This is a genomic window from Streptomyces megasporus (assembly GCF_000718985.1).
GTDB lineage: Bacteria > Actinomycetota > Actinomycetes > Streptomycetales > Streptomycetaceae > Streptomyces > Streptomyces megasporus.
The window spans coordinates 148,236-160,002 of the sequence record NZ_JODL01000002.1 but is presented as its reverse complement, the minus strand read 5'-3'; the positions used below and the strand labels follow the sequence as shown (position 1 = coordinate 160,002).

10 protein-coding genes are annotated in these 11,767 nt (G+C 72.0%); 2 read left to right on the top strand and 8 right to left on the bottom strand.

All coding sequences use genetic code 11. From position 1 onward, the window contains the following. Positions 1–42: 42 nt before the first annotated feature. From IF47_RS0102505 to IF47_RS0102480, 6 genes are all read right to left on the bottom strand, one after another. Positions 43–1,629 (bottom strand): GMC family oxidoreductase, encoded by a 1,587-nt coding sequence (locus IF47_RS0102505; protein WP_031506281.1) that lies wholly within the window; start codon positions 1,627–1,629, stop codon positions 43–45. A 106-nt stretch (positions 1,630–1,735) separates the two neighbouring features. Continuing rightward, entirely contained in the window at positions 1,736–3,238 is a 1,503-nt protein-coding gene (locus IF47_RS0102500) for an aldehyde dehydrogenase family protein (protein WP_031506280.1), read from the bottom strand. A 334-nt stretch (positions 3,239–3,572) separates the two neighbouring features. After that, complete coding sequence (locus tag IF47_RS0102495) at positions 3,573–4,562, bottom strand: malate dehydrogenase (RefSeq protein ID WP_031506279.1); 990 nt, start codon at positions 4,560–4,562, stop codon at positions 3,573–3,575. A 226-nt stretch (positions 4,563–4,788) separates the two neighbouring features. Continuing rightward, positions 4,789–5,856, bottom strand: coding sequence for a helix-turn-helix domain-containing protein (locus IF47_RS0102490; RefSeq protein WP_031506278.1), 1,068 nt, complete (start codon positions 5,854–5,856; stop codon positions 4,789–4,791). 233 nt (positions 5,857–6,089) lie between these two features. Continuing rightward, entirely contained in the window at positions 6,090–6,539 is a 450-nt protein-coding gene (locus tag IF47_RS0102485; RefSeq protein ID WP_051716862.1) for a DUF3017 domain-containing protein, read from the bottom strand. Beyond that, positions 6,529–7,398, bottom strand: a complete 870-nt coding sequence (locus tag IF47_RS0102480) for a bifunctional methylenetetrahydrofolate dehydrogenase/methenyltetrahydrofolate cyclohydrolase (protein WP_031506276.1) — start codon at positions 7,396–7,398, stop codon at positions 6,529–6,531. The genes IF47_RS0102485 and IF47_RS0102480 overlap by 11 nt, the downstream gene beginning before the upstream one ends. Before the next feature lie 339 nt (positions 7,399–7,737). Between IF47_RS0102480 and IF47_RS0102475 the strand changes: the two genes are divergently transcribed. After that, on the top strand, positions 7,738–8,487 hold the full coding sequence (locus IF47_RS0102475) for an RDD family protein (protein WP_031506275.1): 750 nt from the start codon (positions 7,738–7,740) through the stop codon (positions 8,485–8,487). A gap of 101 nt (positions 8,488–8,588) precedes the next feature. After that, entirely contained in the window at positions 8,589–9,236 is a 648-nt protein-coding gene (locus IF47_RS0102470) for a hypothetical protein (protein ID WP_051716860.1), read from the top strand. Positions 9,237–9,380: 144 nt separating this feature from the next. On the opposite strand, the gene purH is transcribed toward IF47_RS0102470, so the two are convergent. Then, positions 9,381–10,949, bottom strand: coding sequence for a bifunctional phosphoribosylaminoimidazolecarboxamide formyltransferase/IMP cyclohydrolase (gene purH, locus IF47_RS0102465; protein ID WP_031506273.1), 1,569 nt, complete (start codon positions 10,947–10,949; stop codon positions 9,381–9,383). Beyond that, on the bottom strand, positions 10,942–11,595 hold the full coding sequence (gene purN / locus IF47_RS0102460) for a phosphoribosylglycinamide formyltransferase (protein ID WP_051716857.1): 654 nt from the start codon (positions 11,593–11,595) through the stop codon (positions 10,942–10,944). Before purN ends, purH begins: the two co-directional genes overlap by 8 nt. Between the last annotated feature and the right edge of the window lie 172 nt (positions 11,596–11,767).

Sequence of the window (11,767 nt, the reverse complement as noted above, 5' to 3'; positions counted from 1 at the left end):
GGTCGGTGGCGGTGTCGGTGGTGTCGGTGACCGTCTCGGCGCTCACGCGGCACCTCCCGGGGTGGTGGCGGCGGCTTCGGGCCTCGGCTTGTCGTCGCGGAGCAGGTCGGCGGCCTTCTCGCCGACCATGAGCACGCCGATCATGGGGTTGACGGCGGTCATGGTGGGGAAGACGGACGCGTCGGCGACGCGGATGCCGTCCAGGCCGCGGACGCGCAGGCTCGGGTCGACGACGGCCAGTTCGTCGTCGGCCGCGCCCATCCGGCAGGTGCCGGCGGGGTGGTAGACGGTGTGCGCGACCTTGCGGGCGTACTCGCTCAGCTCCTCGTCGGAGGTGATCTCCGGTCCGGGGCAGACCTCGCGCTTGAGCCAGGAGTTCAGCGGCGCGGTCTCGGCGATCTTCCGGGCCATGCGGATGCCGTCGACGAGGGTGCGGGCGTCGTAGTCCTCCTCGTCGGTGAAGTACCGGAAGTCCAGGGCCGGCTTGACGGACGGGTCGGCGCTGGTGAGGTAGAGCCGACCGCGGCTGCGGGGCTTGGGGATGTTGGGGGTCATCGACACGCCGTGGGCGGGCTTCTCGTAGCCCAGTCGCTCGGGGTTGTCGGTGAAGGGGATCTGGTAGAAGTGGAACATCAGGTCCGGGCCGGGCGAGTTCGGGTCCCGGCGGACGAACAGGCCCGCGTCGGAGTCCATCGCGGAGTTGTCGGGGATCGGCCCGTTCGTCTCCCAGACGATGACCGACTCGGGGTGGTCGAGCAGGTTCTCGCCGACGCCCGGCAGGTCGTGGACGACGGGGATGCCCAGGCGCTCCAGGTCGTCGGCCGGGCCGACGCCGGAGAGCAGCAGGAGCCGGGGGGTGTCCACGGCGCCCGCGCACACGATCACCTCGCGGTCGGCGCGGACCAGCTTCTCCTCGCCGTCCTTGGTGCGGACGTGGACGCCGGTGACCCGCTTGCCGTCGTCGCCGGCGAACTCCAGGCGGTACGCCCAGGTCTCCAGCCACAGGTGGAGGTTGGGGCGGTCGCCGGCCTCCATGTGGGGGTGGAGGTAGGCGACGGAGGCCGAGGAGCGCTTGTTGTTCTCCGGGTGGTAGGCGAGGTCGAAGAAGCCGACGCCCTCGTGGAACGGGGCGCGGTTGAAGCCCTCCACCCGCGGCACGCCGAGCGCGGCCTGGGCGGTTTCGACGAAGTCGCGGGCGATGGCGTTCCGGTCCTTCTCGTCGACGGGGACGATGTTGTTGCGCAGCCGGTGGTAGTAGGGCTCCATCGCGATGGCGTTCCAGCCCGTCGCGCCGGCGGCCTCCCACTCCTCCCAGTCCGAGGGCAGCGGCTTGAAGGAGATCAGGGTGTTGTGCGAGGAGCAGCCGCCGAGCACGCGGGCGCGGCTGTGCCGGATGTGGGAGTTGCCGCGCGGCTGTTCGGTGGTGGGGTAGTCGTAGTCGAGGTCGCCGCCGAGCAGGCCGAGCCAGCGGCGCAGGGTCAGCACGTCCTCCCGATCGATGTCGGAGGGGCCTCCCTCGATGACGGCGACGGTGGTGTCGGGGTCCTCCACGAGTCGGGAGGCGATCACCGATCCGGCCGTGCCGCCGCCGATCACGACGTAGTCGTAGGTATGGACATCGCTGGACATGGGGTGTTGCTCCTGTAGGGGATTCATGGGGCGAGAGGGGTGGGCCGTCGAGCGGTCCGCGTCCCGGTGTCGGGGATGGGGTGGGACGCGGGCGCGGTCGGCCGGGTCAGCCGGCGAACCAGCGGACCGGTGCGGGCCGCAGGTTCTCGTAGACGTGCTTGGCCTCGCGGTACTCGTCGAGTCCCGTGGGGCCGAGTTCCCGTCCGACGCCGGACTTGCCGAAGCCTCCCCACTCCGCCTGCGGAAGGTAGGGGTGGTAGTCGTTGATCCACACGGTTCCGTGGCGCAGCCGGGCGGCCACTCGGCGGGCACGGGCGGTGTCGCCGGAGAAGACGGCGCCCGCCAGTCCGTACTCGGTGTCGTTGGCCAGGGCCACGGCCTCGTCCTCGGTGCGGAAGGTCTCCACGGTGAGGATCGGGCCGAAGGTCTCCTCGCGGACCACCCGCATCTCGCGGGTGCAGCGGTCGAGCACGGTGGGCTCGTAGAAGTAGCCGGTGGCCGGGCGCGTCTCGGACGGCTCGGGGCGCTTGCCGCCGCACCGCAGCACCGCGCCCTCGGCCAGCGCGGACGCGACGTACGCCTCGGTCTTGTCGAGCTGCTGCTGGGAGACCAGCGGGCCGCACTCGACGCCGGGCTCGGTGCCGCGTCCCAGCCGGATGCGGCGGGCGCGGCGGGCCAGTTCGGTGACGAACCGGTCGTGGAGGGACTCCTCCAGGATGAGGCGGCTGCCCGCCGAGCAGACCTGGCCGCTGTGGATGAACGCGGCGTTGAGAGCCTGGTCGACGGCGGTGTCGAAGCCCTCGTCGTCGGCGCAGGCGTCGGCGAAGACGATGTTGGGGTTCTTCCCGCCCAGCTCCAGGGCGACCTTCTTCACCGTCGCCGCCGCGGCGGCGGCGACCTTGGTGCCGCTGACCAGGCCGCCGGTGAAGGAGACGAGGTCCACGCCGGGGTGGGAGGACATTCTGGCGCCGACCGGGTCGCCGGGGCCGGTGACGAGGTTGGCCACGCCGTCCGGGAGTCCCGCCTCGGCCAGCAGCCGCATCAGGTGGGCCGTGGAGAGCGGGGTGACCTCGCTGGGCTTGAGGACGAAGGTGTTGCCCGCGGCGAGCGCCGGGGCGATCTTCCAACTCGCCTGGAGGAGGGGGTAGTTCCAGGGGGTGATCAGCGCGCAGACCCCGACCGGTTCGTGGACGACGACGCTGTGCACGTCCGCGCTGCCCGCGTCGACCACGCGCCCGCCCGACTCGTTCGTCACCAGGTCGGCGAAGTAGCGGAAGGCGGCCGTGACGTCGTCGACGTCGACGCGGCCCTCCTCGAGGGTCTTGCCGGTGTCGCGGGACTCGATGAGCGCGATCTCCTCGCGGTCCCGCTGGAGGAGGTCCGCGACGCGGCGGAGCAGGGCCGCCCGCTCGGCGGTGGGGGTGCGTGGCCAGTCTCCGGTGTCGAAGGCGCGGCGGGCGGCTTCGACCGCGGCGTCGGTGTCCTCGACGCCGCCCTCGGAGACGACCGCGAGCACCGTCGCGTCGGCCGGGTCGAGGATCTCCCGGGTGCCGCCTGACGCGGCCGGGCGCCAGTGGCCGTCGATGTGTATCGTCTCGATTGCCGACACGTTCCGTACTGCCTTCCTTGCAGGGTGTTTCCGATGTCCGGCCGGAGCCGAACGAGATCGAGCCCTGCCCCACTGGCGTGAATTCATGCCTGGAACCCGCGACAAGTGGGGCTCCTCACAAATGAACGCATGATCCACCGGGGTGGCATGTAAAGGAATTCAATACCATGTCCGGTAATACCTATTCATATCGGACGGAACGCGGCGTGCTCGGCTCCCCACGCGGAGCGTCCGGCGGAAAAACGGAAGAGACCCCCGGCGGAAAGCCGGGGGTCTCGGCGTCTCGGAGTCGCGCGGACTCGTGGAAAATCTCTCGGGCGGAGTCGAATTCCGGTCAGATGAGACCGAGACCGCGGACGGCCTCGCGCTCCTCCTCCAGCTCCTTCACGGAGGCGTCGATGCGCGTCCGGGAGAACTCGTTGATCTCCAGGCCCTGGACGATCTCGTACGCGCCGTCCTTGCAGACGACCGGGAAGGAGGAGATCAGGCCCTCGGGGACGCCGTAGGAACCGTCGGAGGGGACGGCCATGGAGGTCCAGTCGCCCTCCGGGGTGCCGTTGACCCAGGTGTGGACGTGGTCGATGGCGGCATTGGCGGCGGAGGCGGCCGAGGAGGCGCCGCGGGCCTCGATGATGGCGGCGCCGCGCTTGGCGACGGTCGGGATGAACTCCTCCGCCAGCCACTTCTCGTCGTTGACGGTCTCGGCGGCGTTCTTGCCCGCGATCTCGGCGTGGAAGATGTCCGGGTACTGGGTCGCGGAGTGGTTGCCCCAGATCGTCAGCTTGCGGATCTCGTCCACCGGGGCGCCGGTCTTCTTGGCGAGCTGCGACAGCGCCCGGTTGTGGTCCAGACGGGTCATCGCGGTGAACCGCTCGGCCGGTACGTCCGGCGCGGCGGCCTGGGCGATCAGGGCGTTGGTGTTGGCCGGGTTGCCGACGACCAGGACCTTCACGTCGTCCGCGGCGTGGTCGTTGATGGCCTTGCCCTGCGGCTTGAAGATGCCGCCGTTGGCCTCCAGCAGGTCCCCGCGCTCCATGCCCTTGGTGCGCGGACGGGCGCCGACCAGGAGGGCGACGTTGGCGCCGTCGAACGCCTTGTTCGGGTCGTCGGTGATCTCGATGCCCCTCAGCAGCGGGAAGGCGCAGTCGTCCAGCTCCATGGCGGTGCCCTCGGCGGCCTTCAGCCCCTGCGGGATCTCCAGGAGGCGCAGCGCGACCGGCACGTCCGCGCCGAGGAGGTGACCGGAGGCGATGCGGAACAGCAGCGCGTAGCCGATCTGGCCGGCGGCGCCGGTGACGGTGACATTGACGGGAGTGCGGGTCATGGCGGTCTCCGTTTTACCTGACAGTGGCGGCTGGGTCTCCAACGTATCTCTACATCAAGAGACCTGGCGTCAGGCTATCCGACAACCCGCGTGCGGAAGCAGCCGCCCGCTCAAGGAGGGGGACGCGGGCGGCTGCCGGGGGTACCGCACCCGTGGGGGGTTATGAGAATGCGTCTGCCCCGTATCCCCTCCTCCATGCAGACGGTTATCGGACATTTCCGGAGCGTCACCGAGAGGCGGTCGTGCACCCCTCCACACCGGCCGCGGTCGTCACGCAGGCCGACGGGGCCTCGGAGGGCTCGACGGCGACCATCGGGGTGAACGTCTCACCGGACTCGCCGACCGTGTCGCGCTCCGTCGCCCCCGCCGCGGTGATCCGCACCGTGTCCCCGGAGGCGGCGCCGGTGACCCGGGCCCAGGCCGCCCGGCACACCTCGCTGTAGCGGACCTCGACGCGCGCCTCGCCCACCACGGCCTCCGCGACCGTCGTGACGTTCCCGCCGCCGCACCCCATGATCTTCGGGTCCTGCCCGGTGCAGTCGTCGCCGAGGCACTCCACTCCGGCGGGCGGCTCCGATCGTCCCTCCTCCCCGGGCGACGGAGTGGACGACGGGGTGGACGCCGAGGTGGACTCCGGCGTGGGCGACGACGCGGGCGGATCGGCCACGTACTCCCCGTCCTCCCGCTGGGAGAGGACGAACGCGGCGTTGGCCACCAGCACCAGCGTGCTGAGGGCGCCCACCAGGAGCGCCGCGACCGGGCGCCGCTTGTCGGACGGGCCCCCGGCGGGCGGTCCTCCGATGGGCGGGTGACCGTGGGAGGGCCGGTCGGGGACGGCCGGGCCGGGCCGCTCGGGCTCCGCGGCGCGGAGGTCCCGCGGCACGCGCAGCACCGTGGTCCGCTCCGCGTCCTCCTCGGGCGGCGCCTCCTCCGTGCCGAAGGCGGCGCGCGCCCCGACCGTCTCCACCGCCCCGGCCGTCCCGGCCTCTCCCACCGTTCCCACCGTTCCGCTGTGCAGCGCCCCGGCCCGGCTCCAGGCCCGCTTGGCCTGTTCCCACCGCGCCTCCAAGTGCCGAACGTCGGCGCCGGTCGCCTCGGCGAGCGTCCTGACGGCACTGTGCGGGGGCAGCAGTCGGCCGGCGAGGCAGTGCTCCCACGACGTCTCGCCGTAGCCGGTGCGGTCGGCGATCACGCCCACGCTCAGCCCTGAGCGGTCGACCAGGCGCCGGAGTTCATCGGTGAACTCGCGGATCCACGGGTCCATCTCCTCCGGCAACGCCTTCCACCGAGGCATTGGCCTCCCCCTCGTGCCCTCGTACGCCCGTGCTTGCCCTTCGGTCCCGTGCCTCGCCGGCCCCGACCCACACGCCGGCCGTCTCCACGGGGATGCGGGACATCGGGCGGCGGTTCCCGGCCGGCCGCACGGGAGCGAATGCGGGACATTGTCGCACCATACGAAAACCACCCACCCCTCCCGGGGAGCGATGGACCGCCTTTCGCCCACGGCGACGGCGGCGGTCGGGACGCCTAGCGGATCGTGAAGTGGACGATCTCCTCCAGGAAGGGGATCTCCAGCCAGGGTTCCGGCTGCGCCATCATCCCCAGCAGCACGATCGCGGTGCCCAGCACGCCGTACGTCGCCACGTCCGTGAAGCGGGAACGCACCGCCAGCATCCCCACCGCCGGCACCGTCCAACGGAGCACGGCGCCGGCGAGCAGGGACGCGCCGATGATCAGGACGCCCGCGCGGAAGTCGCCGAGCGTCACCAGCAGGCCGACGGCCGCCCCGGCCAGCACGCACAGAATCGGCCACTGTCGCGCCGGGGCGGGGGCGTCGCCGGAGGCCGCCCGCCCGCCGCCCTCGGGGCGGGCCGTGTCACGCGTGAACGTGGGGAACCGGCGCGAGCGGCGCGGCGGGGTCTCGTCCGCCTCCGCGGCGCCCTTGACCGTCCCCGTCTCCCCGGTGTCAGCCGACACTGCCCGCCTCCACGGCGCGTTCGGCGGCCTGGACGACGTTCGCCAGCAGCATCGCCCGCGTCATCGGACCGACGCCGCCCGGGTTCGGGGAGAGCCACCCGGCGACCTCGGCGACGTCCGGGTGCACGTCGCCGACGATCTTCCCGGTCGCGTCCCGGCTGACGCCCACGTCCAGCACGGCGGCCCCCGGCTTGACGTGATCGGGCAGGATCAGGTGCGGCGAACCGGCCGCCGCCACCACGATGTCCGCCTCGCGCAGCCGCGCGCCCAGGTCACGGGTGCCGGTGTGGCACAGGGTCACCGTCGCGTTCTCGGTGCGGCGGGTCAGCAGCAGGCCGATGGAGCGGCCGACGGTGATCCCCCGGCCGACGACGGTCACGTTCGCCCCGTTGATCTCCACGTTGTGGCGGCGGAGCAGCTCGATGATGCCGTTCGGGGTGCACGGCAGCGGCGCCGGCTCGTTCAGCACCAGTCGGCCGAGATTGGTCGGGTGCAGCCCGTCGGCGTCCTTGGCCGGGTCCATCAGCTCCAGGACGCGGTTGGTGTCCACGCCGCGCGGCAGCGGGAGCTGCACGATGTAGCCGGTGCACGCCGGGTCGTCGTTGAGTTCGCGGACGACCGCCTCGATGTCCTCCTGGCTCGCGGTGCCGGGCAGCTCGCGCTGGATGGAGGCGATGCCGACCTGGGCGCAGTCGCGGTGCTTGCCCGCCACGTACTTCTGGCTGCCGACGTCGTCCCCGACCAGCAGCGTGCCCAGGCCGGGCTGGACGCCGCGGGCCTTGAGGGCCTCGACACGGGTGGCGAGTTCGGACTTGATCGCGGCTGCGGTGGCCTTGCCATCGAGAATCTGGGCGGTCATGGCCCCATCCTCCCGGATGCGGGCGGCTCCTCTCCAATCGCCTCCGTGCCGTTTCCGCACCGGTGGGCGGATGTGCGCGGGACGTGACCGGCACGTTGCGAATTCGCCACAGTCGCGGACCTTGACTGGACAGCGCCGGCCGGCCGCCACCACCATGGGTCGCCGTTGCCGTACCCGCCGTGAGGCCGACGGTACGGCCATCGGGGGAACCACGCTCACACGCACGATCCGATCCTCGCGCAGCGGCACTGCGGAGACGGTGCGGTGCCCCCGGACGTCCCCCGGGACACCACCTCGGCCCGCAACGTCCCCGGATCTTCCGCTCGGAGGAGACCCCGCATGAGTTACCCACCGCCGCCCGGCGGCCAGCCCTCGAACCCCTACGACCAGCAGCCGCAGCAGCCCGGATACGGATATCCCCAGCAGGGCGTGCCGCCGCAGCAGCCCGGATACGGGTACCCCCAGCAGGGCGTGCCACCGCAGCCCGGCGGCTATCCTCCGCCCCCCGGCACGGTCCAGGCCCACAACGGCTACATCAACATCGCCCACCTGGGCACCGTCCAGCTCGCGACGATGGGGCACCGCTTCCTCGCCCGCCTCATCGACGGCGCGATCATCGGCGCGATCTACACGGTGATCATCGTGGCCGGTGTGGGCGGCGCGATCGGCCTCACCTCGGACACCTCCTCCAGCCTGGAGGACTGCGGCACCTACCTGGACCCGGGCTACGACGCGTGCGTCGACCAGAACATCGCGGACGCGGCCTCCGGCGTCGGCGCCATGTTCACGGCGATGTTCACGGCCATCCTGCTGATCTCGCTGGTGACCCTGATCTACGAGTGGCTGATGATCGCCGTCAAGGGCGCCACCTTCGGCAAGATGGCGCTCGGTCTGAAGGTGGTCAAGGAGACCGACGGCCAGGTCCCGGGTGTCGGCGGCGGCTTCATCCGCTACATCATCCCGGTGGTCGGCGCGTTCCTCTGCGGCATCGGCCAGCTCCTGGTCTACCTGTCGCCGTTCTTCGACAATTCAGGCAAGTTGCAGGGATGGCACGACCGGGCAGCGGGCACTGTGGTCATCAAGAAGTAGCGCGGCCCACAGACGGGAACCGCGCTCGGGCGCGGGCACCGAGGGGCCGCGGCGCGGCCCCTCGCGTCGCGCCCACCGCGACGACCGCCCGGAGGAAGCGCATGAGCAGCTCCGATCCGAACAGCCATCCCGACGACCCGTACCGGAAGAACCCGTACGGCGAGCCTCCCGCCCAGCCCCCCGGGCAGCCCGAGCCCCCGCCGTCCCAGGGGCAACCCCAACAGCACCCCGGCGGGCCCTACGGGCAGCAGCCGCCCCACGACCAGGCCTACGGCCAGTCCTACGGACAGCCCTACGGCCATCCGCAGGCCCCGCCGCCCGGCCCGTACGGCGCTCCGGGAGGCGGACCGCCCGGAGCCATGCCGAGCAAGGTCAACACCTCTCGGATGATCTTCTTCATCGTCGGCGGGCTCCAGGCGCTCTTCTCCCTGCTGGCCATCGTCGCCTTCGCCGCGGCGCAGAACCAGTTGGAGGACGTCTACGGCGACCTGGGCATCGGCACCGGCGTCTACTACACGATGTTCGCCGTGTTCCTGATCCACGCGATCATCGGCATCGTGCTGGCCGTGAAGTTCCCACAGCGCGGCAACGGCCTGCGGATCGGGGCCGTCGTCTGGTCGGCCTTCCTCATCCTGGTCGGCCTCGCCGCGCTCCCGCTCGGACTGCTGTGGATCGCCCTCGGCATCGTCTGCATCGTGCTGCTGTCCTCCGCCGAGTCGACGGCGTGGTTCGACCGCGCGCGGGCCTGAGCCGGACGGCGGAGCCGTCCCCCACACACCGGGCGCACACCGACGGAAGGCCGCGCTCCACCGGATCGTCCGGTGGAGCGCGGCCTTCGGCGGGTTCGGCGCGGCTCGGTGGAAGCCGCCTGGAAACGGCCCGGTGGAAGCGGCTCAGTGGAAGAAGTGCCGCGTCCCGGTGAGGTACATCGTCACGCCCGCCGCCTTCGCCGCCTCGATCACCTGCTCGTCGCGGACCGAGCCGCCCGGCTGGACGACGGCCCGCACGCCGGCGTCCGTCAGGACCTCCAGGCCGTCGGGGAAGGGGAAGAAGGCGTCGGAGGCCGCGTACGAGCCGCGCGCCCGCTCCTCGCCGGCGCGCCGGACGGCCAGCTTCGCGGAGTCCACCCGGTTGACCTGGCCCATGCCGACGCCGACCGTGGCGCCGTCCTTGGCCAGCAGGATCGCGTTGGACTTCACCGCCCGGCAGGTCCGCCAGGCGAAGGCGAGCTGGGCCAGCTCCGCCTCGTCCAGCGCCTCGCCCGTGGCCAGGGTCCAGGTCGCCGGGTCGTCGCCGGCGGCCTGGAGACGGTCGGCGACCTGGAGCAGCGCGCCGCCGTCGATCGGCTTGTGCTCCACGGCCACGGCCGGCGCCTCGGGGCAGCGCAGCACGCGGATGTTCTTCTTGCGGGACAGCACCTCCACCGCGCCGTCCTCGTAGTCGGGGGCGACGATGACCTCGGTGAAGATCTCGGCGACCTGCTCGGCCATCGCCCGCGACACCGGACGGTTGACGGCGATCACGCCGCCGAACGCGGACAGCGGGTCGCAGGCGTGGGCCTTGCGGTGGGCCTCGGCGACGTCCGCGCCGATCGCGATGCCGCAGGGGTTGGCGTGCTTGATGATCGCCACGCAGGGCTCGGCGTGGTCGTAGGCGGCTCGGCGCGCGGCCTCGGTGTCCGTGTAGTTGTTGTAGGACATCTCCTTGCCGTGGAGCTGCTCGGCGCCCGCGAGGCCGCCGCTGCCGTCGCTGTAGAGGGCGGCGGGCTGGTGCGGGTTCTCGCCGTAGCGCAGGACGCCGCGGCGCTCGTAGGAGGCGCCCAGGAACTCGGGGAAGCCGGAGTCGTCGGCCGGGGCGTACTCGCTCGCGAACCAGGAGGCGACGGCCACGTCGTACGCCGCGGTGTGCGCGAACGCCTCGGCGGCCAGCCGCTTGCGGGCCGCGAGGTCGAAGCCTCCGGAGGCGACGGCCTTCAGCACCTCGTCGTAGCGGTCGGGGTTGACGACGACGGCCACCGACGGGTGGTTCTTGGCGGCGGCGCGGACCATCGAGGGGCCGCCGATGTCGATCTGCTCCACGCACTCGTCCGGGGAGGCGCCGGAGGCGACGGTCTCCCGGAAGGGGTAGAGGTTGACGACGACGAGGTCGAAGGGCTCCACCCCCAGCTCTTCGAGCTGCCGGCGGTGGTCCTCCAGCCGCAGGTCGGCGAGGATGCCCGCGTGGACGCGCGGGTGGAGCGTCTTCACCCGTCCGTCCAGGCACTCGGGGAACCCGGTCAGCTCCTCCACCGGGGTGACGTCCACGCCCGCCGCGGCGATCCGCGCCGCCGTCGAGCCGGTCGAGACGATCTTCACGCCCGCCGCGTCCAGACCGCGGGCCAGTTCCTCCAGACCCGTCTTGTCGTAGACGCTGACCAGCGCACGGCGGACCGGGCGCCCGGTGCTCTCAGAGCCTTCAGTCATGACCGAGAATGACCTTTCTTCCCTCGATGCGGTAGCCGTGGCGGGCGAGCCGTCCCACGGTGTCGACGAGCAGCCGTCGCTCGACGTCCTTGATGCGCTCGTGGAGCGTGGGTTCGTCGTCCGTGTCCCGCACCTCGACCACGCCCTGGGCGATGATCGGGCCGGTGTCGACGCCGTCGTCGACGAAGTGGACGGTGCACCCGGTGACCCGCACGCCGTACGCGAGCGCGTCGCGCACACCGTGGGCACCGGGAAAACTGGGGAGCAGGGCGGGGTGGGTGTTGACGAAGCGCCCGCCGAACCGGGCCAGGAACTCCTTGCCCACGATCCTCATGAAGCCCGCGGACACCACCAGGTCGGGCTCGTGGGCGGCGGTGGCCTCGGCCAGCGCGCGGTCCCAGGCGTCCCGGCTCTCGTGGTCCCGCACCCGGCACACGAAGGTCGGCAGCCCGGCGCGTTCGGCGCGCTCCAGCCCGGCGATGCCGTCGCGGTCGGCGCCCACGGCGACGACCTCGGCGCCGTAACCGGCCGCTCCCCACTCGGCGACGGCGTCCAACAGGGCCTGGAGGTTCGTACCGGAGCCCGAGACGAGCACCACGACACGGGCCGGGGAGTGAGCGGCGGACGAGTGGGAAGCGGAAGCCACGACGAGGCTCTTTCTCGAATGCGGGCGGTGCGGCTTTGTGTGGTCGTACGAGTTCATGGGGCGGCGGTTTCCGGGGAACCCTACGAAGCGGCCGACCGTCAGCAACGATACCGGCACACCGGACGCCCCCCTCGGGACGGGGGCGACGACCGCCCGGTAGCGTCTGGGCTTA